General features: G+C 61.5%; 22 protein-coding genes. 10 read left to right on the forward strand and 12 right to left on the reverse strand.

What is annotated here, in order from left to right:
- The first annotated feature begins 9 nt into the window (after positions 1–9).
- Positions 10–1,683, forward strand: a complete 1,674-nt coding sequence (locus ACIQUB_RS04405) for an MFS transporter (protein WP_113236589.1) — start codon at positions 10–12, stop codon at positions 1,681–1,683.
- A gap of 15 nt (positions 1,684–1,698) precedes the next feature.
- On the forward strand, positions 1,699–2,763 hold the full coding sequence (locus ACIQUB_RS04410; protein ID WP_113236588.1) for an HlyD family secretion protein: 1,065 nt from the start codon (positions 1,699–1,701) through the stop codon (positions 2,761–2,763).
- A 74-nt stretch (positions 2,764–2,837) separates the two neighbouring features.
- Here the strand turns inward: ACIQUB_RS04410 and rplI are convergent, their stop codons facing one another.
- The 4 genes from rplI to rpsF all read right to left on the reverse strand — a co-directional run bounded on the left by rplI (position 2,838) and on the right by rpsF (position 5,296).
- A complete protein-coding gene (gene rplI, locus ACIQUB_RS04415; protein ID WP_018898761.1) occupies positions 2,838–3,413 on the reverse strand; it encodes a 50S ribosomal protein L9 in 576 nt (191 codons plus the stop codon).
- Between the two features lie 21 nt (positions 3,414–3,434).
- Entirely contained in the window at positions 3,435–4,421 is a 987-nt protein-coding gene (locus tag ACIQUB_RS04420) for a DUF2232 domain-containing protein (protein ID WP_402928763.1), read from the reverse strand.
- A 155-nt stretch (positions 4,422–4,576) separates the two neighbouring features.
- Positions 4,577–4,825 (reverse strand): 30S ribosomal protein S18, encoded by a 249-nt coding sequence (rpsR, locus tag ACIQUB_RS04425; protein ID WP_113236586.1) that lies wholly within the window; start codon positions 4,823–4,825, stop codon positions 4,577–4,579.
- A 12-nt stretch (positions 4,826–4,837) separates the two neighbouring features.
- Complete coding sequence (rpsF, locus tag ACIQUB_RS04430) at positions 4,838–5,296, reverse strand: 30S ribosomal protein S6 (RefSeq protein ID WP_018898759.1); 459 nt, start codon at positions 5,294–5,296, stop codon at positions 4,838–4,840.
- A 389-nt stretch (positions 5,297–5,685) separates the two neighbouring features.
- Here rpsF and ACIQUB_RS04435 point away from each other — a divergent pair, with 389 nt between their 5' ends.
- A complete protein-coding gene (locus tag ACIQUB_RS04435) occupies positions 5,686–7,215 on the forward strand; it encodes a Dyp-type peroxidase (RefSeq protein ID WP_402928765.1) in 1,530 nt (509 codons plus the stop codon).
- A 59-nt stretch (positions 7,216–7,274) separates the two neighbouring features.
- On the opposite strand, the gene ACIQUB_RS04440 is transcribed toward ACIQUB_RS04435, so the two are convergent.
- Positions 7,275–8,318 (reverse strand): aldo/keto reductase, encoded by a 1,044-nt coding sequence (locus tag ACIQUB_RS04440; protein ID WP_113236585.1) that lies wholly within the window; start codon positions 8,316–8,318, stop codon positions 7,275–7,277.
- A gap of 207 nt (positions 8,319–8,525) precedes the next feature.
- Here ACIQUB_RS04440 and fabD point away from each other — a divergent pair, with 207 nt between their 5' ends.
- The 7 genes from fabD to gmk all read left to right on the forward strand — a co-directional run bounded on the left by fabD (position 8,526) and on the right by gmk (position 15,051).
- Complete coding sequence (fabD, locus tag ACIQUB_RS04445; protein ID WP_402928766.1) at positions 8,526–9,470, forward strand: ACP S-malonyltransferase; 945 nt, start codon at positions 8,526–8,528, stop codon at positions 9,468–9,470.
- Positions 9,471–9,499: 29 nt separating this feature from the next.
- The gene (gene fabG / locus ACIQUB_RS04450) at positions 9,500–10,237 is read left to right on the forward strand and encodes a 3-oxoacyl-[acyl-carrier-protein] reductase (protein WP_113236583.1); all 738 of its coding nucleotides are present in this window, start codon (positions 9,500–9,502) and stop codon (positions 10,235–10,237) included.
- Between the two features lie 291 nt (positions 10,238–10,528).
- Complete coding sequence (locus ACIQUB_RS04455; protein ID WP_003502080.1) at positions 10,529–10,765, forward strand: acyl carrier protein; 237 nt, start codon at positions 10,529–10,531, stop codon at positions 10,763–10,765.
- Positions 10,766–10,846: 81 nt separating this feature from the next.
- Positions 10,847–12,109 (forward strand): beta-ketoacyl-ACP synthase II, encoded by a 1,263-nt coding sequence (gene fabF / locus ACIQUB_RS04460; protein WP_112941326.1) that lies wholly within the window; start codon positions 10,847–10,849, stop codon positions 12,107–12,109.
- Between the two features lie 117 nt (positions 12,110–12,226).
- Entirely contained in the window at positions 12,227–13,462 is a 1,236-nt protein-coding gene (gene mltG, locus ACIQUB_RS04465; RefSeq protein WP_113236582.1) for an endolytic transglycosylase MltG, read from the forward strand.
- A 17-nt stretch (positions 13,463–13,479) separates the two neighbouring features.
- Entirely contained in the window at positions 13,480–14,367 is an 888-nt protein-coding gene (locus ACIQUB_RS04470; protein WP_113236581.1) for a YicC/YloC family endoribonuclease, read from the forward strand.
- 3 nt (positions 14,368–14,370) lie between these two features.
- Entirely contained in the window at positions 14,371–15,051 is a 681-nt protein-coding gene (gene gmk, locus ACIQUB_RS04475; protein ID WP_113236580.1) for a guanylate kinase, read from the forward strand.
- A 44-nt stretch (positions 15,052–15,095) separates the two neighbouring features.
- On the opposite strand, the gene pstB is transcribed toward gmk, so the two are convergent.
- The 7 genes from pstB to ACIQUB_RS04510 form a co-directional block, all read right to left on the reverse strand.
- On the reverse strand, positions 15,096–15,902 hold the full coding sequence (gene pstB, locus ACIQUB_RS04480) for a phosphate ABC transporter ATP-binding protein PstB (protein WP_113236579.1): 807 nt from the start codon (positions 15,900–15,902) through the stop codon (positions 15,096–15,098).
- Complete coding sequence (gene pstA, locus ACIQUB_RS04485) at positions 15,902–16,753, reverse strand: phosphate ABC transporter permease PstA (RefSeq protein ID WP_113236578.1); 852 nt, start codon at positions 16,751–16,753, stop codon at positions 15,902–15,904. The genes pstB and pstA overlap by 1 nt, the downstream gene beginning before the upstream one ends.
- Positions 16,753–17,730, reverse strand: a complete 978-nt coding sequence (gene pstC / locus ACIQUB_RS04490; RefSeq protein WP_113236577.1) for a phosphate ABC transporter permease subunit PstC — start codon at positions 17,728–17,730, stop codon at positions 16,753–16,755. The genes pstA and pstC overlap by 1 nt, the downstream gene beginning before the upstream one ends.
- Positions 17,731–17,814: 84 nt before the next feature.
- Positions 17,815–18,837 carry a phosphate ABC transporter substrate-binding protein PstS gene (gene pstS, locus ACIQUB_RS04495; RefSeq protein ID WP_113236576.1) on the reverse strand — a complete coding sequence of 341 codons (1,023 nt, stop codon included), beginning with the start codon at positions 18,835–18,837 and terminating at the stop codon, positions 17,815–17,817.
- 303 nt (positions 18,838–19,140) lie between these two features.
- On the reverse strand, positions 19,141–19,968 hold the full coding sequence (rsmA, locus tag ACIQUB_RS04500; RefSeq protein ID WP_112980265.1) for a 16S rRNA (adenine(1518)-N(6)/adenine(1519)-N(6))-dimethyltransferase RsmA: 828 nt from the start codon (positions 19,966–19,968) through the stop codon (positions 19,141–19,143).
- Entirely contained in the window at positions 19,968–20,993 is a 1,026-nt protein-coding gene (gene pdxA, locus ACIQUB_RS04505) for a 4-hydroxythreonine-4-phosphate dehydrogenase PdxA (RefSeq protein ID WP_113236574.1), read from the reverse strand. The genes rsmA and pdxA overlap by 1 nt, the downstream gene beginning before the upstream one ends.
- A gap of 5 nt (positions 20,994–20,998) precedes the next feature.
- Positions 20,999–21,949: a peptidylprolyl isomerase gene (locus tag ACIQUB_RS04510; protein WP_113236573.1), complete on the reverse strand. Its 951-nt coding sequence runs from the start codon at positions 21,947–21,949 to the stop codon at positions 20,999–21,001.
- Between the last annotated feature and the right edge of the window lie 120 nt (positions 21,950–22,069).

Consider the following 22,069-nt stretch of genomic DNA (forward strand, 5'->3'; position numbering starts at 1 on the left):
GAAATAGCAATGAGCCTCGTCCAGGCGTCCAGCGACAATGTTGCGCCAAAGCCCGCGGACGAGGCGGCAATACCAGTGCCGCAGCCCGCGCCGCCGGTGGTGCTGATGGCCGGCTGGAAGAAGCCTTTCTATATGGCCGCGTCGGTCCTGCTCTTCGTTACGCAGGGTCTCGGCATGAACCTCGTGAATGCCAACATCTATCAACTCCAGGGATCGTTTTCGGCGACGGCCGCCGAGGTCTCCTGGCTGTCGGCCGCCTATATGGCGCCATATGCCAGCCTGTCGATCGCGCTCTTCAAGATCCGCACGCAATATGGCCTGAGGCGTTTCGCCGAGTTCAGCATCATCTGCTTCGTCTTTGCCGCGGTGCTGAACCTTCTCGTGACCGATCTGCATTCCGCGATCGTCGTCAGGGCGCTGAGTGGGATTGCTGCGGCGCCGATCTCCACGCTCGGCTTTCTCTACATGCTCGAGCTCTTCCCGCCGGAGCGCAAGCTTTCGACAGGCATCAGCCTGGCGCTGATGTGCACGCTGTTTGCCGCGCCGATCGCACGCATCATCTCGCCGCCGCTGCTTGATCTTGGTGGCTACCACGCGCTTTACACGCTGGAGATGGGCTTGGCGCTTATGGTCTTCGCCATCATCTACACCATGCCTTTGACCTCGCCACCGCGCGCGGTCGTCATCCAGCGCTTGGATTTCTTGAGTTATCTGCTGCTTGCCACCGGTTTCGGCTGCCTTGCGGTCGTCCTCACGCTCGGGCGTCTCTACTGGTGGTTCGAAGCGCCCTGGATCGGCGTTCTCCTTGCGGTCGCCGCCGGCTGTCTGGCGCTCGTGGTGGCGATTGAGTTGCCACGCGAAAATCCGATGCTGGATATCCGCTGGGTGCTATCTGGCCCCAATCTCCGGATGGCGGGCGTGCTTCTGATGTTCCGCTTCGTCTCGTCAGAACAATCCTCGACGGCTGCCAATTTCTACCAGCAGCTTGGCCTGCTGAACGATCAGACGACCAAGCTCTACGCCATCGTTCTGGTCGCCTCCGTGCTCGGCGGCTTGTTCTGCACGCTCTTGATGACGACGCGCTACGTCAGCACCGCGCACCTGATATCGCTGGTGCTTATCGCGGCGGGCGCCTATCTCGACAGCCAATCCACCAGCCTGACGCGGCCGGAGCAGATGTATCTCAGCCAAGCCTTGGTCTCGGCGGGCGCGGCGATGTTCCTTCCGCCGGTGATGGCGAGCGGCTTCAAGGCGGCCATGGCCCGTGGTTTCCCCTTCATCGTCAATTTCCTGGCGATCTTCCTCTTCACGCAGAGTATCGGCTCGCTCTTCGGCTCCGCCATGCTCGGCACCTTCGTCACGATCCGCGAGAAGTTCCACTCGAACGTGCTGGTAGAGCATATCCTGCTGCAGGATCCGCTGGTTGCGCAGCGTGTGTCGCAGCTGTCCGCCGGCTACGGCAAGGTCATCACAGACCAGACATTGCTGAATGCCGAAGGGCTGGCATTGCTGTCCCAGCAGGTCACCCGCGAAGCCTATACGCTTGCCTATAACGACACCTTCCTCGCAATTTGCGTGGCGTCTCTTCTCGGTCTCCTGGTCATGCTTCTTCATCAGGCATGGCTGCGCCTCTCCGAGCGCGGAGCCGCCGAGCTGAATGCCTCCGCAGCCGTTCAATCCTGATCACGAGTCCACCGCATGTCGAAGTTCTTCCGGTCGCCTGCCAGCCTCATCGCCATTATCGCCGGTATCGCGGGCATCCTGCTCGTGCTTTACGCCTGGCGCCTGCCGCCCTTCGTCACATCCGTCGAAACGACCGATAACGCCTATATCAGGGGTTACGTGACGATCATGAGCCCGCAGGTGAACGGTTATATCGTCGATGTCCCGGTGAAGGACTACCAGCAGGTCAAGCAGGGCGACGTGCTGGCCAAGATCGACGACCGCATCTACACGCAGAAGCTCGCCCAGGCCCGCTCGGCACTTGAGGGGCAGAAGGCGTCGCTTGAGAACTCCCGCCAGTCGGAGCTTTCGGCGAAAGCCACCATCGCGTCAAGCCAGGCGCAGATCGATAGCGCCAACGCCTCGCTGAAGCGCGCGCAGCTTGCCTGGGATCGCATCAGCAACCTCAACGACAGGGGCATCGCCTCGGCAAGCGAATCCGAGCAGGCGCAGGCAACGCTTGAGGAAGCGAAGGCCGCGTTGAACCAGGCACAGTCGGCGCTGGAAGTGTCGAAGCAGAATCTGGCGACCATTATCGTCAATCGCTCCCTGCTGGAGGCCAACGTGGCAAGCGCGGAAGCGACCGTGCATCTGGCCGAGATCGATCTGCAGAACACGTCGATCCTGGCGCCGCGTGACGGCCATCTCGGGGAGATCGGCGTTCGCCTCGGTCAGTACGTGGCGGTAGGCACGCAATTGATGGCGGTGGTGCCAGAGGAGGTCTGGGTCGTCGCCAATTTCAAGGAGACGCAGCTTGAGGGCATGCAGGTCGGTCAGCCCGTGTCGATCGTGGTCGACGCCTTGGGTCGTCAGCGGCTCACCGGCCGCATAGAGCGTTTCTCGCCCGCTGCCGGCTCCGAATTCGCTGTGATCAAAGCGGATAACGCCACCGGCAACTTCGTCAAGATCGCCCAGCGCGTCGGCGTTCGCATCAGTATCGATCCGGATCAGCCGGCCGCCAAGAACCTCGGGCCGGGCCTGTCTGTGGTTGTCAGCGTCGACAAGAGCGCTGAGCCCGAGCAGAAGACGGCGGTAAATTAGTCTCAAAATAGCGGACAGCAAAAAGCCGGGCGCGAGGCCCGGCTTTCTCATTCGGGAGATTGCTCTCCTGAACCTTATTCGTCTTCGGCGTTGCCGTCGGCTTCCGGATCGAAGAAGTCTTCCGGACGCAGAGCGTCTTCGTCGACGCCGTAGATGGCGTCAACCGACGTCAGGGTTTCGCCCTTGGCCTGGCGCTCAGCTTCGTCAGCCGAACGAGCAACGTTGAGCTCGATCTTGATTTCGACTTCAGCATGCAGCTGCAGTTCGACCTGGTGCAGACCGATCGTCTTGATCGGGGTGTTCAGGTGAACCTGGTTGCGGCCGATGTTGAAGCCTTCGGCAGCCAGGATTTCAACGACGTCGCGAGCAGCGACCGAGCCGTACATCTGGCCGGTTTCGCCAGCCGAACGAACGACGATGAAGGACTTGCCTTCGAGAGCGTCGGCAACGGTCTGTGCTTCCGACTTGCGCTCGAGGTTGCGGGCTTCGAGCGTTGCACGCTCGGATTCGAAGCGCTTCTTGTTGGCGTCGTTGGCGCGCAGAGCCTTGCCGAGCGGCAGCAGGTAGTTACGGGCAAAGCCGTCCTTGACCTTTACCACTTCGCCCATCTGGCCGAGCTTGGAGATGCGTTCGAGAAGAATGACGTCCATGTCAGTTTTCCTTTCGTGTTCCTAGAGTTTCGAATCTGTCTGTTTGGGGGCATCAGCATCCTTGTTCGGGGTTATCTCGATCGCCTTGCGGGTATCGCTGAGCCCCAGAACGAGGATGAAAAAGGCTGGCAGCATCAACATGAGAGATGCCAGGTAGCAGAGGATAAGCGCCGGCAGGCGCCATTCCTTGCCGCGCGTGCGAAAATGCAGCGCGGCGAAACCGGAGAGAAGGAAGCCGGCACCGAACGTGCCGACGACGGTTGCTCCGACCATCGCCGGGATGCCGCCCAGAAAGGTTGCGGCAAGCCCGAGAAGGAAGATGAAGATCGTGTTGCGGTTCATCCGGAGCGAGGAGGGGATATCCTCGCGCGGACGAAGGCCGCCGCCGGATGCCGCAACGATGCGCGTCGCGATGTAATAGGCGGCAAACAGCATCACCACCCACATGCCGCCCTGAATGGCCGGCAGGAGCAGGAGAACGAGCGACTTGGTCTGCGCGATCACGGCCGCGTCTGGCGTGAAATCGGATTGCTGCTGCGCCACCGAGGTGAAGAGCACGTCGACCAGACGGTCGATCAGTTCGGGGCCATAGCCGATCATCACGCCGACGACGATGACGGCGAACGTCACGAGGCCGCAAAGATGCAGCAGGATATCCGACAGCGGATACCACGCCATCAGATGATCGGGGCCGCCGAGTTCGGAGGCGGGGCGCGCGAGATTGGCGAGGTGGCTGATCCAGCCTGCCGGCAGAAGCGTGACCAGCGTCATCATCAGCGCGAAGGACGGCGAGATGGCGATCGCGCCGAGGGCGGCGGCGGTAACGACGGCCGAGATCGCCGCCATGTTGCCCCAACCGAGGCCGACAAGAAGAATGGGAAGTGCGGAAGCCGCGTAGAGAACAGCACTGAACGACGACGGCTGCCGGCCAGCGCCCAGCACCAGAAGTGCGGCGACGAACCCGGCGAGGGCTCCAACGCCCAGCATTTTTGCATTCAGTGGTTTCACGGTCGCTGTCCTGCTTCATCAAGCAGTTAGAGGGCGTTTCCTGAATCGGTTTCAGAATGCCTCAACATGGGTTTTAAGGGTTCCGATCCGCGCCCATCGCGAAAGGGAGAAGGGAAGGCATTGCTGCCTTCCCTCGATTTGGTCTCGTCAGCTGATTAAGCGACGACGTACGGCAGCAGGCCGAGGAAACGAGCGCGCTTGATCGCCTGAGCGAGTTCGCGCTGCTTCTTCTGCGAAACAGCCGTGATACGGGAAGGAACGATCTTGCCGCGCTCGGAAATGTAGCGCTGCAGGAGACGAACGTCCTTGTAGTCGATCTTCGGAGCGTTTGCGCCGGAGAACGGGCAAGTCTTGCGACGACGGTGGAACGGACGACGTACCGGTGCGGAGGAAGATTCAGACATTCTCAGTTCTCCTTATGCACGGTCTTCGCGCGGGGCGCGATCAGGACGCGGGCCACGCTGGAAGTCGCCATCACGACGCGGCGGACGATCGCCGAATTCGCGACGCGGGCCACGGTCGGCGCCATCACGCGGGCCGCGGTCGTCGCGGTCGCGCTTCTGCATCATGGCAGACGGGCCTTCTTCGTGAGCTTCAACAGCGATGGTCATGTAGCGAAGGACGTCTTCGCTGATGCGCATCTGGCGTTCCATTTCCTGCACGGCAGCAGCCGGGGCGTCGATGTCGACGAGAACGTAGTGAGCCTTGCGGTTCTTCTTGATGCGGTAGGTCAGGGACTTGAGGCCCCAGTTTTCTACGCGCCCGACCTTGCCGCCGTTAGCTTCGAGTACGCCCTTGTACTGTTCTACGAGGGCTTCTACCTGCTGAGCGGAAATATCCTGTCGGGCAAGGAATACATGTTCATAAAGAGCCATGACAGCTTTGCCTTTCTTGCGTTTATTCAACCCGATATTCGGCGGCTAAGCCTCAACGACTGCTCCTGATTGGGTAGACCCAGGCAAGAAAAGCGTTCCGAGACGGTCGAGAGCGGAGACACGGGAGGCTGGAACGCTTCCGTTCCGAACGATTTCCCGTGGGAAACCGGCCCTCCGTTCAGCCACCAGCCAGAAGACCGGGTTTTGCGAACAGGGCGGCTTATACGGATTTTTCAGGAGAACGCAAGGGGCGGGGGCGAAGTGGTGGGGCAAGGCTCGATTTTGGTGTGTCTATGTTGTCGTTTCCATCCATGGGTGTATAACGTATTGCGTGTATATAATTTACAATACAACCAAATGCAACCGCGATACGTTAAACGGAGGAAGTTATGGCGACTGTTCAGACTATTCTTTCGAATGCGATAGCATGGCAGACTTGGATCGCTGACCCTGAGGTCATGGCGTTGCTGTCCGACTTACAGGCAAACATCTTGAAAGGTCACGGCCGCGATCACACCGCGAATGTGTTCGTGAGTTTCGACGGAATGAAGGCGTCGGACATCGCCGCTTTGTTGAAAGGCTTGTCTTTCGCGGTGACCTCGGCCCTCGACCAGCTGTGTGCGGCGGCTGCGTTCAAATCGGCAGGTGTCAGTGGAGGGCGTGTCGTCTGCGTTTTCCTTTCGGCGGCCGCATACGCCAAGCTGGGAGCGAAGGCCGCACCCGCGGACGTGGCTTTCAACGAGGGTATGCGGGCACGCGGCAACCTCGACCCGATCACCTTCCCAAGCCTTAAGGGTGCGACCTTTCCCGGGTTGAACGACGAACCGCCCTCGGCCTGGGAGGCTGGCGGAGCATGGACGCCGGGTCACCCGGTCCCCGACGCGATGATTCTGATCGCCGACGATGACGCCGAACTCGTTGCATCCGCGACGTCGTCTCTCAAGACGAAGCTGCGCGATGCCGGCGCTCACCTGTTGGGCGTCGATATCGGTCTGGCGCAGCGGCGCCGGCAGACCAGAGGCGGATCGATCAAGGGCGAGGGGATCGAACATTTCGGCTATGTCGACGGCCGCAGCCAGCCGCTCTTCCTGGCGGAGGACATCGATGAGAACAGGAAAACAGAAGAACCAAAGGCGAAGAAAGCTGGTGATCCATGGCCGCTCTGGGACGAATCCTTCCTGCCGTCGCAGTTCATCGTGCCGGATCCTGCCGCCCGCACGAAGTTCGCCTGCGGCAGCTACTTCGTCTACCGCAAGCTCGAGCAGAACGTCGAAGCTTTCAAGCGTCGTGAAAGGCAACTCGCGGGCTGGCTTGGCGAGGATGAAGAAGGAGAGGAGCGCGCCGGCGCGTTGGTCGTCGGTCGCTTCGAGGACGGAACGCCTGTTGTACTGCACGGTCAGCCTGTAAGCGGCGAGCCGACCAACAATTTCAACTATACGGGCGATACGACAGGAGAGCTTTCTCCATTTCGCGGCCATATCCGCAAAACCAATCCTCGGACAGCGGGCGATGATTTCGAGCGGCGAAGGATCATGGCGCGGCGCGGCATCACCTTCGGTGAGCGTGCCGAACGCCCAGAAGGAGCGGACTTCGAAGAGGATGACCGTCCGTCGGGCGGCGTGGGTCTGATCTTCATGGCCTACATGAATGACATCAACGAACAATTCGAGTTCACTCAGGCCGCGTGGGCGGGAAACGCGGATTTTCCTGGTCCTTTCACAGGGATCGACCCGGTGATCGGCCAGCAGGCAAACCGGCCCGGCACTGCCGACGTATCATGGATCGACGGGCATGTGGCGATAGGCACGAAAAATCCGGCGCTGAAGGCGGATTTCGATTTCAAAACGGCAGTCCGACTGATCGGCGGCGAATACTTCTTCGCGCCATCCATCAGCTTCCTGCAGCAGCCTTTGCCATAACGAAAAGAGCGCGGCACCATCAGGCGCCGCGCTCATGAAGAGTAAGGAGCGCTCTCGGCTCAAATCGGCATCGGGTACTCGCGATGCACCTTGTCGATCTCGGCGAGGACGTCGCTCGATAGCTTGATGCCGGCCGCGTCTATATCGGTCGTCAGCTGTGCCATCGTCGTCGCGCCGATGATCGCCGAGGTCATGAAGCGGCGTGTCAGGCAGAATGCGATGGCCATGGCGGATGGGTCGAGCCCGTGGCGCTTGGCGATCTCGACGTAAGCCTTTGTCGGCGCTTCCTGCAGCGGCTGCAGGCGTCCGCCGATGTCGCCGTTGATCGAGCCGCGCGAGCCCTCAGGCTTGGCGCCACCGATGTACTTGCCGCTGAGGATGCCGCCGGCGAGTGGCGAGTAGGCGAGCAGGCCCACATCTTCATGGTGCGACATTTCCGCCATGTCGAGATCGTAGTGGCGATAGAGCAGGTTATACTCATTCTGGATGCTGACGACGCGCGGCAGGCCAAGCTGCTCGGCGATCGTAAGATACTTCTGCGTACCCCAGGTCGTCTCGTTGGAGAGGCCGATCGTCCGGATCTTGCCTTCCTTCACCAGTTCGCCCGCCGTCTCCAGGATATCGGTGATGTTGGCGACGGCCTTGGCGCGGTCCTGCTTGAAGGGGTCGTAGTGCCAATTCTGGCGGAAGTGGAAATGGCCGCGAACCGGCCAGTGGATCTGGTAAAGATCGATGTAGTCAGTCTTCAGCCGCTTCAGGCTGGCCTCGATCGCCAGTCGCATATTCTTGGCGTCGGCGCCTTCGCCGCCACGGATATAGGAACGGCCGGGGCCGGCGACCTTGGTGGCGAGAACGATGTCCTGACGTTTGCCGGTCTTCTCAAGCCAGGTGCCGATATAGTCTTCGGTCAGGCCCTGTGTCTCGGGGCCGACGGGCGTGGTCGGATAAAGCTCGGCGGTGTCGAAGAAGTTGACGCCCCGCTCGAGGGCATAGTCCATCTGTGCGTGCGCTTCCGCCTCGGTATTCTGCGTGCCCCAGGTCATGGTGCCAAGGCAGATTTCGGACACCGAAATATCGGTGCGGCCAAGTTTCTTATGCTTCATTGGGGAGCCTTAATCGTGATCTTAAAAGAAAGAGGTCTTGGAAGGACGGCGCGAATTTAGGCCGGAATTGAGCAAGCGCAAGAGCAAAAGTGCGGCTTTGTTGCAGTCGCGAAAGCCTTGGAACGCAGGCCTCCGGCACTTGACTCTCAGGGAAAGAATGTCAATTGGAGGCGAAATGACCGCGGGTCCATATAAAAAGGACATAGGATGACCATCGCTTTCACGTTCCCTGGCCAGGGCAGTCAGGCCGTCGGCATGGGCAAGGATCTTGCCGAGAATTTCGCCGAAGCGCGCGCCGTTTTTGAAGAGGTCGATGACGCTCTCGGCGAGAAGCTGTCCGAGACCATGTTCAACGGTCCGGAAGAGACGCTGACGCTGACCGCCAATGCGCAGCCGGCGCTGATGGCCGTGTCGATGGCCGTCATCCGCGTGCTCGAAGCCAAGGGCGTCGATCTCAAGGCCAAGGTCTCCTACGTCGCCGGCCACTCGCTCGGTGAATACTCCGCTCTTTGTGCCGCCGGCACGTTCTCGATCGCTGATACCGCGCGCCTCCTGCGCATTCGCGGCAATGCGATGCAGGCGGCCGTTCCCGTTGGCGTCGGCGCCATGGCCGCCATCATCGGCCTCGAACATGCCGATGTGATCGCGGTCTGCGAGGAAGCCTCGGCACTCGGCGCCTGCCAGATCGCCAATGACAACGGCGGCGGACAGATCGTGATCTCGGGTGAGAAGGCGCCGGTCGAAAAGGCTGCTGCCATCGCCACCGAAAAGGGCGCCAAGCGCGCCATCCTGCTGCCGGTCTCCGCACCCTTCCATTCCGCGCTGATGGCGCCGGCCGCTGATGCAATGCGCGAAGCGCTGGCAGGTGTCGCGAAGTCGAACCCGGTCGTGCCCGTCATCGCCAACGTGCGCGCCGCGCCCGTTACCGACGCCGAAGAAATTGCCAAGCTGCTGGTCGAACAGGTCACCGGCCAGGTTCGCTGGCGCGAAACGGTCGAGTGGTTCGCGGCAAACGGCGTGACCACGCTTTACGAACTCGGCGCCGGCAAGGTCCTGACCGGCCTCGCGCGCCGCATCGACAAGAACGTGACCGGCGTCTCGGTCAACACACCGGCTGATATCGACGCGGCCGTTGCCGCTCTTCTGGCCTGATTGATTTAACGATTACAAGGAATTCTTCCATGCTCGATCTCTCTGGCCGCAAGGCTCTGGTAACCGGTGCCTCTGGCGGCATCGGCGAAGAAATCGCCCGCATCCTGCACAAGCAGGGTGCCATCGTCGGCCTGCACGGCACCCGCGTCGAAAAGCTCGAGGCGCTTGCCAATGAACTCGGCGACCGCGTCAAGATCTTCCCGGCGAACCTTGCCGATCGCGACGAAGTCAAGGCGCTCGGCGTCAAGGCCGAAGCCGAACTCGACGGCGTCGACATTCTCGTCAACAACGCCGGCATCACCAAGGACGGCCTTTTCGTGCGCATGTCGGACGAGGACTGGGACAACGTCATCGAAGTCAACCTGACCTCGATGTTCCGCCTGACCCGCGAACTCACGCATCCGATGATGCGCCGCCGCTACGGCCGCATCATCAACATCACCTCGATCGTCGGCGTCACCGGCAACCCCGGCCAGGCCAACTACTGCGCCTCGAAGGCCGGCATGATCGGCTTCACCAAGTCGCTGGCGCAGGAGATCGCGACCCGCAACGTGACGGTCAACTGCGTGGCTCCGGGCTTCATCGAAAGCGCGATGACCGGCAAGCTGAACGACAAGCAGAAGGACGCGATCATGGGCGCGATCCCGATGAAGCGCATGGGCACCGGCGCCGAAGTGGCGTCTGCTGTTGCTTACCTGGCTTCGTCGGAAGCGGCCTACATGACGGGCCAGACTTTGCATGTGAATGGCGGCATGGCCATGATCTGAAACGGAAAACTGGCTTTCGGGCCGTTTTTCCCCGCAATAGCCTGTTCACCAACGCTATGGGGTTGATTTTCTGGCTTTGCGGCAGACATAAACCGTGTTAATCGGGCCATGACTGTGAACAGTCTCCCGAGAAAGAAGACGGACCGGCGGGCTTTCCAAGCAAGCCTGGGACATCTCTGGTAGCCGGGTACAACGAGTTTGCCGAAGGTGGCTTTAGGGCGCCGCAGGCTGAAACAGGGTAGGGTGCCATAAAGGCTCTCTGATCAGGATTATAAGGTCGAGGAAACCGACATGAGCGATATCGCAGAACGCGTAAAGAAAATTGTTATTGATCATCTTGGCGTCGACGCCGACAAGGTTGTCGAAGGCGCAAGCTTCATCGACGATCTGGGCGCTGACTCGCTCGACACCGTCGAACTGGTCATGGCGTTCGAAGAAGAATTCGGCGTTGAAATTCCTGACGACGCTGCGGACTCGATCCTGACGGTCGGCGACGCCGTTAAGTTTATCGAAAAGGCCCAGGCTTAATCCTGAGCACTTTAGAAAGGGCGGACCCGGAGTCCGCCCTTTTTATTTCTGGCATACACAAAAGGCGGGGGAATGCAGTCGATGAGACGGGTGGTTATTACGGGCACTGGCATGGTGTCTCCCTTGGGATGCGGCACGGAAGTGACCTGGGCTCGCCTGCTGGCGGGTGAAAACGGCGCACGCCTCGTAACCGAGTTCGAAGTCGATGACCTTCCGGCCAAGATCGCATGCCGTATCCCTGTCGGCGATGGCACCGGCGGCACCTTCAATCAGGATGATTGGATGGAGCCCAAGGAGCAGCGCAAGGTCGATCCCTTCATCATCTATGGCATGGCCGCGGCCGACATGGCGCTCAACGATGCCAATTGGCATCCCGAGAGCGACGAAGACCAGATTGCCACCGGCGTCCTCATCGGCTCCGGCATTGGCGGCATCGAAGGCATCGTCGAGGCAGGCTACACGCTGCGCGACAAGGGCCCGCGCCGCATTTCTCCTTTCTTCATTCCAGGCCGTCTGATCAACCTCGTATCCGGCCAGGTCTCGATCCGTCACAAGCTGCGCGGACCGAACCACTCCGTCGTCACCGCCTGCTCGACCGGCGCGCACGCCATTGGCGATGCTGCCCGTCTGATCGCTTTCGGCGATGCCGATGTCATGGTCGCCGGCGGCACCGAATCGCCGGTCAGCCGCATCTCGCTCGCTGGCTTCGCGGCCTGCAAGGCGCTGTCCACGCAGCACAACGACGATCCCACCAAGGCCTCGCGCCCCTATGACAAGGACCGTGACGGCTTCGTCATGGGCGAGGGCGCCGGCATCGTCGTTCTCGAAGAGCTCGAACATGCCCTGGCACGCGGCGCACGCATCTACGCCGAAGTCGTCGGCTACGGCCTGTCGGGCGACGCCTACCACATCACCGCTCCGTCGGAAGACGGCGAGGGCGCTGGCCGCTGCATGGCGATGGCGCTGAAGCGCGCTGGCCTGACGCCTGCCGATATCGACTACATCAACGCGCACGGCACATCGACCATGGCCGACACGATCGAGCTCGGCGCTGTCGAGCGCTTGGTCGGCGATGCCGCGTCGAAGATCTCCATGTCCTCGACCAAGTCCGCCACCGGCCACCTCCTGGGCGCTGCCGGTGCCATCGAGGCGATCTTCGCGACGCTGTCGATCCGCGACAATGTCGTGCCGCCGACGCTCAATCTCGACAACCCTGAGCGCGAGACGAAGATCGATCTTGTCCCGCACAAGGCGCGTCAACGGGAAGTGAACGTGGCGCTGTCGAATTCCTTCGGATTCGGCGGTACAAACGCATCGCTGGTGCTGCGCCGCTACGTCGCCTGAGACTGACCCACGACGTCCGCAACGGGCAGGGCAGTCCAATCCGATGGCTGCCCACCCGCATTTCGCCGCATTGCTTCGCAAGAAGCAGCTTTTGGGGCCAAATTTAGAGGATTGCCGGTGAGCGATACGAACCAGAGCAACGACACGACCGGCCAGCAGGGCCAGCAGTCGCAGAGTGGCCCGATCATTCCGAAATCGCCAACCGAAGCGCTGCGCCCGGAGCGCGTGCCGGAGCCGCCGAAGCGCTCCAAGAAGGCCAGAAGCCAGGTCGTCATATTCCTGAACTTCCTGATGACGCTGGTCGTGCTCGGCTGCGCCGCAGCGGTCGTCGTCTTCTACTATGCGATTTCCACCTACCAGAGCCCCGGTCCGCTGGAGGCCAACACCAATTTCATCGTGCGCAACGGCGCAGGGATCACCGAGATCGCGTTCAATCTCGAGCGCAACAACATCATCTCCGATGGCCGCGTCTTCCGCTATCTCACCGCCACCCATCTGAACGATGGCGAAAGCCTCAAGGCCGGTGAATACGAGATCAAGGCGCACGCCTCGATGAACGAGATCATGGAACTGCTGAAATCCGGCAAGTCCATCCTCTATTCGATCTCCTTCCCCGAGGGCCTCAGCGTCCGCCAGATGTTGAACCGCATGAACGAGGATCAGGTGCTTGAGGGCGACCTCCCGACGGTCCTGCCGGCCGAGGGCAGCCTGCGCCCGGATACCTACAAGTTCTCGCGCGGCACCAAGCGCGCCGAGATCATCGAGCAGATGGCCGCTGCCCAGCAGAAGCTCGTGGATCAGATCTGGGACAAGCGCGATCCCTCGCTGCCCTTCAAGTCGAAGGACGAGATGATCGTTCTCGCCTCCATCGTGGAAAAGGAAACCGGCGTTCCAGACGAGCGGGCCCATGTGGCCTCGGTCTTCCTGAATCGCCTAGGCAAGGGCATGCGCCTGCAGTCGGACCCGACGATCATCTATGGATTGTTCGGCGGTGACGGCAAGCCGGCCGACCGGCCGATCTACCAGTCGGACCTCAAGAAAGAGACGCCCTTCAACACATATGTGATCAAGGGCCTACCGCCGACGCCGATCGCCAATCCCGGCCGTGATGCACTTGAGGCCGTTGCCAATCCGTGGAAGACGCAGGACCTCTACTTCGTGGCTGATGGCACGGGTGGCCACGTCTTCGCCGCCACGCTTGAGGACCACAACGCCAATGTCCGGCGCTGGCGCAAGCTGGAAGCCGACAAGGGCGCCGATCCGAATATCGCGGTCGATGGGCAGCCCGATGCGGCAACGCCCGCCGATACGCCGGCAGCGCCCGCTCCGGCTCCGAAGAAAAAGAGAAACTGACAGTATCGGAGGCTTCCATGGCTTTGCAGTCCATGACGGGTTTTGCGCGGCGCGAAGGCACGACCGATCGCTGGCGCTGGGCCTGGGAACTGCGCTCGGTAAACGGCAAGGGTCTGGATATCCGCCTGCGCCTGCCGCCGGGCCTCGAGCGGCTGGAAAACGACGTCAAGCGCCTTGCGGGCGAGCAGTTTAGCCGCGGCAACATGCAGGTGTCGCTATCCGTCTCGTCGCCCGAAAGCCGCGTCGAGACCGTCCTCAACCAGGAAGCGCTTGCCGCCGTTCTGTCGCTGCGCGATCAGCTGGCAGGGATCATCGATCCGGCGCCGCTGAAGCTCGATACGCTTCTCGGCATCCGTGGCATCGTCGATTTCCGCGAGACCGAGGATAGCCCGGAAGCGATCGCCGCGCGCGATGCCGAGATCATGAATGGCCTATCGCTGGCGCTGACCGATCTCAGGCATATGCGCGAACAGGAGGGGGCGGCGCTGTCCCGCGTGCTCCTCGATCAGGTGGCGATCATCGAGCGCCTGACTGGTGTCGTGGAAAGCGACCCGTCGCGTTCGCCACGCGAGATCGCGGCGCGGCTCGCGGCTCAGGTCGCGATGCTGATGGATGCATCCGGCAAGTTCGATCAGGACAGGCTCCATGCCGAGGCGGCGATCCTGGCGACCAAGGCGGATCTGCGCGAAGAGATCGACCGCCTGAAGGCGCATGTCGCCGCCGCGCGCGACCTGCTCGCCAAGGGCGGCCCTATCGGCCGCAAGCTCGATTTCCTTGCACAGGAATTTAACCGGGAATCGAATACAATATGCTCGAAGTCCAATGCGGCTGCCGTGACAGCGGCCGGTATTGAGTTGAAAGTGGTCATCGACCAGTTCCGCGAGCAAGTTCAGAATTTGGAGTGAACCATGAGCCCGACCCCGTCGAGCCCCCCAACATCAAGCAGCCCGACCGTGATCCCCCGTCGCGGGCTGATGCTTGTCCTGTCCTCGCCCTCGGGCGCCGGCAAGTCGACCATCGCGCGCAATCTCCTGGAGCGCGATCGCAGTCTTGAAATCTCGGTCAGCGTCACGACGCGCCAGCGTCGCCCGAGCGAGATTGCCGGTACGCACTATCATTTCATCTCCATCCCCCAGTTCGAGCGTATGCGCGACAGCGGCGAGCTGCTCGAATGGGCGGAAGTGCATGGCAATTTCTACGGCACGCCGCGCGAGCCGGTGGAGGCCGCTATGGCCGATGGCCGCGACATGCTGTTCGATATCGATTGGCAGGGCGCGTTGCAGCTGCAGGAAAAGATGAAGGCCGATATCGTTTCGATCTTCGTGCTGCCGCCGACCATGACCGAGCTCCAGTCGCGCCTGCACCGCCGTGCGGAGGACTCCGAAGAGGTCATCGCGACGCGCTTGGCCAATTCCCGCGCCGAGATCGCCCACTGGCGTGAATATGACTATGTCATCGTCAACGACGACCTGAACACCGCCTTTGAGGCCGTTCAGTCGATCGTGCGCGCCGAACGCCTGCGCCGCGACCGCCGCCACGGCATGTTCGACTTCGTGACCGGCCTGATCGAAGAGACGCCGGTGCTCTGATCCATCCGCCGGCGCCTTCGCGCCGGCGTCATTCCTTGAAATGATCAGCCGTAGCGACCGGTGATGTAGTCTTCGGTCCGCTTGTTCTTCGGCGCTTCGAATATCTGCGATGTCGGGCCATGCTCGACAAGTTCGCCCAGATACATGAAGGCGGTATTGTCCGAGATACGGCCCGCCTGCTGCATGTTGTGGGTCACGATCACGATCGTGAAGTTCGCCTTCAACTGCGCGATCAATTCCTCGACCTTGGCTGTCGAGATCGGATCGAGCGCCGATGTCGGCTCGTCGAGCAGCAGAACCTCTGGCCTGAGCGCCACGCCGCGCGCGATGCACAGTCGCTGCTGCTGACCGCCGGAGAGGCCGAGACCGCTCTGCTTCAGCTTGTCCTTGACCTCGTCCCAAAGGGCAGCCTGCCGGAGCGCTTCCTCGACACGCCCGTCCATCTCCGCCTTCGACAGCCGCTCATGATGGCGGATGCCATAGGCGACGTTGTCGTAGATCGACATGGGGAAGGGGACCGGCTTCTGGAACACCATGCCGACGCGGGCGCGCAGCTCGTTCATCGGATAGCGGGGGTCGAGAATGTTGTCGCCATCGAGCTTCACGGTACCTGTCGCCCGCATGCCGGGATAGAGCGCGTAGATGCGGTTGAGGATACGCAGCAGCGTGGACTTGCCGCAGCCGGACGGGCCGATCAGGGCCGAGACCTGTCGCTCCGGAAAGCTGATGCTGACATCCCGGATCGCCTGCGTCTTCCCGTAGAAGAAGTTGACGTTTTCGAGCGTGATCTTGTCGGTCTTCATGGTATTCGCGGTCCTGCCGGTATCGAGTGTGCTGGAAGATTGCAGCATTATTTCCCCCGTCTGCTCAGGATGATTCGTGATCCGACACTGAGCAGCAGCACGATGGCGGTCATGACGAAGGCGCCGGCCCAGGCGAGCGTATGCCACTCGTCATAGGGGCTCATCGCGTACTGGAAGATGACGACGGGAATGTTGGCCATCGGCCCGGACATGTCCGTGCTCCAGTACTGGTTGTTGAGGGCGGTGAAGAGAAGCGGCGCCGTCTCGCCGGAGATACGGGCGACAGCAAGCAGCACGCCGGTCAGGATACCCGCCGACGCTGCGCGATAGAGCACATGCACCGTCACCTTCCAGCGAGGGATGCCGAGCGAAAGTGCGGCCTCGCGCATGACGTCTGGCACCAGCCGCAGCATCTCGTCGGTGGTGCGTACCACGACGGGAAGGAAGATGAAGCCAAGCGCGATACCACCGGCATAGCCCGAAAAGCGCCCGGTCTGACGAACCACCAGCTCATAGATGAACAAGCCGATGATGATCGACGGTGCGCTGAGCAGGATGTCGTTCACGAAACGAACGAGATCGCCGATCTTCTTGCCGCGGCTGTATTCCGAAAGATAAGTGCCGGCAAGGATGCCGATCGGCGTGCCGAGAACAACAGCCATCAGGACGATCAGAAGGCTGCCCATGAAGGCATTCGCCAGACCACCGTCTTCGCCGGGTGGCGGCGTCATTTCAGTGAGCAGTCGAGGGCTGAGCGCCTCGATGCCGTTGATCAACGTCGTCCACAGAATCCAGACGAGGAAAATGAGGCCGATGACTGTCGCGACCGTTGCGAGCGAGAGCGCGATGGCGCTTTTGATCTGCCGGTAGCGGTAGAGGGAGTTGGATGTCGTCATCATTATTCTCCCTTCTGCCTGGCGATCCTGAGCAGCATCAGCTTGGCTGCTGCAAGGACGATGAAGGTGACCACGAAGAGGATGAAGCCCAGGCCGATCAGCGACGACAGATAGAGATCCGTATCGGCTTCGGTGAACTCGTTGGCGATGGCCGCGGCGATCGAGTTGCCGGGCTCCATCAGCGAGATCGCGATATTGTGCGTATTCCCGAGCACGAAGGTGACGGCCATGGTCTCGCCGAGCGCGCGGCCAAGGCCGAGGAAGATGCCGCCGACGACGGCGGTGCGCGTATGCGGGATGACGATATCGCGCACGACCTCCCATTTGGTCGAGCCGAGCGCGTAGGCCGATTCCTTCAGCTGTGCCGGGACGACGAGGAATACATCGCGCATGACCGAAGCAATGTAGGGGATGATCATGATGGCGAGCACGATGCCCGATGTCAGCATGCCGATCCCCATGGGTGCGCCCGAAAACAGCGCGCCAATAACCGGCAGCGGACCGAGCCAGTCGATCAGCGCTGGCTGGATATAATCGGACATGAAGGGGGCGAAGGTGAAGAGGCCCCACATGCCGTAGATGATGCTCGGAATGCCGGCAAGCAGCTCGATGGCGCCGCCGATCGGTCCGCGCGCCCAGCGTGGTGCCACTTCGGTGACGAACACCGCGATGCCAAGGCTGACGGGAACGCCGATGATCATCGCGAGCGCCGAGGTGACCAGCGTGCCGTAGATCGGCACGAGGCCGGCGAATTTCTGGGCGACGGGATCCCATTCGGTGCCGTAGAGGAATTCCAGGCCGAAGGTGCGGAAGGCAAGCAGGCCGCCCCAACCCATGGAAAAGGTCGCGGCCAGAAGCGCTATCAGGACGAACATGCCGCAGCAGAGCACGATCGCGGAAAATACCATGTCGCCGGTCGCGCCATGGCGACGCTTCACGCCGACACTCTCGGCGCGCTGCGATGCCAAAACTTGGCTCATTGTCTGTTCTCTAATCTTTGAGGGGCAATCAAAGTTAAGCCGGCCGGAAAGCAGAGCTCTCCGGCCGTTTCGACATTGTGGGGATCAACCCTTAAACTGGGCGGTCCAGTAGGCTTCGATCTGCTTCACGAGGCTATCGGGAAGCGGAACGTAGTCGAGCGAGGAAGCCTGCTTCTGGCCGTTCTCGAGCGCCCACTTGAAGAACTCGAAGGCAGCCTTGGAGCGAGCTTCGTCCTTGGCCTGCTTGTACATGATCGCCCAGGTCGTAGCCGTGACCGGCCAGGCCTTGTCGCCAGGAGCGTTGGTCATGATGAGGTTGAAGTCCTGAGCCTTGTCCCACTCGGCGCTGGCTGCGGCAGCAGCGAAGCTCTCGGCGTTCGGCTTCGGATACTTGCCGGCAGCGTTTTCGATGAGGACGTAGGGCAGCTTGTTCTGCAGCGCATAGGCGTACTCGACGTAACCGATCGAGTCCTTCACGCGCGTAACGTAGGCTGCAACGCCTTCGTTGCCCTTGCCACCGATGCCGACAGGCCAGTTGACGGCGGTGCCTTCACCAACCTTGGACTTCCAGTCGGCATTGACCTTCGAGAAGTAGTTGGTCCAGTTGAAGCTGGTGCCGGAACCGTCCGAGCGGTGAACGACGGCGATCTGCGAATCCGGCAGCTTGACGCCCGGGTTCAGGTCGGCGATGGCCTTGTCGTTCCACTTGTTGACGTTGCCGAGGTAGATGTCAGCCAGAACCTTGCCGGTGAGCTTCAGTTCACCCGACTTGATGCCCTTGACGTTGATGACCGGAACGATGCCGCCAACAACCAGCGGAAACTGGCCAAAGCCGCCATCCGTCAGTTCCTTGGATTCGAGCGGCTTGTCGGAGGCGCCGAAATCGACCGTTGCGGCCTTGATCTGAGCGATACCGCCGCCCGAACCGATCGACTGATAGTTCAGCTTGTCGCCGGTCTTCTTGTTGTAGTCAGCCGACCACTTGGAGAGAACCGGGTAAACGAAGGTGGAGCCGGCGCCGGTGATATCGGCGGCGGAGGCGGAGGCGGCCATGACAGCCGCAAGGCCGATGCCGAAACAGGTCGTCAAAAATCTGTTGGTACGCATAAGGGTTCGCTTTCCTGAAAGCTGAAAAGATGACGGCGAGATCAATAGGGGGCTACTTGTTTGCTTGCGCAACGAGTCTCGCCGGGAACGGGCTATTCCCCAGAGATAACAGTTTCATGACAGTCGGTGAGGCAAACCGCATTCACACGATGTTAAAGCGCATCGTCGAGAAAAAGTTGGTTTTCGGGCGCGGAAATACTTCGTTCTCCCAAGTCAAGACGACTGGAATTGTAGTGTTTTAACAGCATAGAAGGCTGCCGCCTCCGCGCAAGCTAGCGTTGATTTTGATGAGGCGTGGAGGGATTAGAGGCTGTTCGCCAGACGGCAAAATTCTTCAACCGAAAGCGTCTCGGCACGTCTCTGCGGATCGATCCCTGCTTTTTCGAGCAGCTTCTCGCCGCCGATCGGCTTCAGGCTTTGGCGCAGCATCTTGCGGCGCTGCCCGAATGCCGCCTGGGTCACTTTTTCGAGATTGGCGACGGAACACGGGATCGGGTTCTCGTTCGGCGTCAGATGCACCACCGTGGACGTTACCTTCGGCGGAGGGGTGAAGGCCTGCGGAGGGATGTCGAACGCCATGTGCGCGTTCGTACGCCAGCCACAGAGCACGCCGAGACGCCCATAGTGGTCATCTTCCTCGTCGGCGACGATACGCAAGCCCACTTCCTTCTGGAACATCAGCGTCAACGACTGCCAGAACGGCGGCCATTGCTTTGGCAACAGCCAGTTCACCAGGAGTTGGGTTCCAACATTATAGGGAAGGTTGGCGATGATCTTCACCGGCCCCTCGGGCGCCAGCGCCTCGAAATCGGTGGTTAGAGCATCGCCTTCGATAACCTCAAGCCGACCAGGATAATGCGCCGATACTTCGGCAAGCGCCGGCAGGCAACGTGGATCGCGCTCGACGGCGATGACCTTCTTGGCGCCGAGCGCGAGGATCGCTCGCGTCAAGCCGCCCGGGCCGGGCCCGACCTCGAACACTGTCGCATCTTCGAGAGGGCCTGCGTTGCGCGCCACCTTCTGCGTGAGGTTGAGGTCGAGGATAAAGTTCTGCCCAAGCGCCTTGCGCGCATCCAGGCCATGCCGCCTGATAACGTCGCTCAGCGGCGGCAATCCGTCGAGTGCGGCCATCAGGAATTGCTCTTGGAAACGCGACCGAGGTGTCCGGCGAGCTTCAGGGCGGCAACCAGGCTGCTCTCGCGCGCAAGACCCTTGCCGGCGATGCCGAAGGCCGTGCCGTGGTCGGGGGAGGTGCGGATGAAGGGCAGGCCAAGTGTCACGTTGACGGCGTCATCGAAGCCGAGCGCCTTGGTCGGGATCAAAGCCTGGTCGTGATACATGCAGACCGCCACGTCGTAGCGCGCACGCGCCTCGTCGTGGAACATGGTGTCGGCGGGCAGGGGGCCGATCGCGTCGATGCCCTCGGCGCGAAGGAACTGGATCGCTGGATGGATGACGTTGGCGTCCTCCTTGCCGATGGCGCCATCTTCGCCGGCATGCGGATTGAGACCCGCAACGGCAAGACGTGGATTGGCGATGCCGAAGCGCTGGACGAGATCGGCATGCGCGATCCGGCAGGTCTCGACGATCAGCTCCGCCGTCAGCGCCTGCGGCACATCCTTGATCGGGATGTGGATCGTGACAGGGATCGCCCGAAGCTTCGGCCCGGCAAGCATCATGACGGGTGTCACGGGCGTGCCGGTCGCGCGTTTCGCAAGCTCGGCCAGAAACTCGGTATGACCAGGAAAGCGGAAACCGCTCTCGTAGAGAACGGACTTGGCGATCGGGTTGGTGACGACGCCAAGCGCTTCGCCGCTGATCGTCAGCGATACAGCCTGCTCGATCGCGGCAATCGTCCCTCGGGCCGTCGCGACGTGGGCTTCGCCGGCGATGACTTCGATCCCCGCGGGGATCGGCAGAACGGGGATTGCGTCGGCGAAAACGTCGATTGCGCCGGCGCAATCGGTCTCGCGGATCGCGACGGTCAGATCCAGCATCCGTGCACGCGTGGCAAGGACATCAGGATCGCCGATGAAGATGAATGGCGGCAGGCCAAGCTCGCGGCGGCGCAGCCAGGCCATCAATGTGACGTCAGGGCCGATCCCGGCGGGATCGCCCTGGCTGAGAGCAAGCGGGCGCGAAAAGGCGAGCGTCATTGGCATCAGCGGCGAATGATCTGCGCCTTGTTGCGCAGCTCTTCGAGATACTTCGTGGAATTGGCGTTTTCCGGCGGCGCGTTCTTGTCCTTGGCCTTGTTGAGATCTTCTTCACGGAAGACCATCTCGGCTGCCTGGTCGTCGGAAACCTGACGCTGGCTGCAGATAGCCAGATACTCGACGCCCTTCTCGGTGACGCGCGTTGCCGTGGTGTTGCCTTTGGCCTGTTCGACAAGCGGCTTCCACTCCGGTGGCAGTTCCGGCGCCAGCATGCGGCCGAGATCACGAACGGAGACGTCGCGCATCGTGGCGGCGAAAACCTTGGCCTGTTCGCAGCCCGGATATTTCGAGCGCGAGGCTTCCGCTTCGCTCTTGCGCTTGCCGACGATGCCCTTCTTGCTGGCGGGCACGACGAAGATCATCTGCTGCAGAATGTACTCGGTGGTCTCCGGCTTCTGCTTGTTGTTTTCCATCATGCGGGCAACGAGGTCGGCATTCGACATCTTGTTGCTGTTGCCATAACGGGCGTTCACCAGGCGCGGCCAGCTCATCTGCACGGCGATGAAGGCTTTGAAGTGATCGACGCCGACGCCGGCCTGGCTCAGAATCTGCGTCATCTGCGCGGTGGTCAGCTTGTTGCCGGTGGCAAAGCGCGCGAAGGAGGCATCCACATCGTCCTTGGAGACCGACATGCGAACGCGGGCAATTTCCTGCTGCTTCAGAGTCTGCTCGATAAGCTGGTCCTCAGCGGCCTTCGCGTCCGCCTTCTGGTGCTGGAGGCGCAGGAAGGCTTGGCGCTTGGCTACGTCACCGCTGGTGAGGGCCGTACCGTTGACGACCACCCGGACTTCGCTCGCCGCATAAGCCATGTTGGCCTTTGGCAGCGCCAAGCCCGCGACAGTGGCGAATGCCAAGCCTGCGATCATCGTTCTTACGGTGTTCTTCGCGCCAATCATCTGTCGACCCTTCCCATTGACGCCGCGCTTTCGCGTCGCGGCGCGCCTACCTTACCGAGATAACGTCAGCGTTGCTGCCTTCGAGACGCAGCAGCATATGCCGCATATATCCAATGGCCA

Origin of the sequence: Rhizobium sp. NPDC090275 (genome assembly GCF_044772225.1) — a bacterium.
Classification (GTDB): domain Bacteria; phylum Pseudomonadota; class Alphaproteobacteria; order Rhizobiales; family Rhizobiaceae; genus Rhizobium.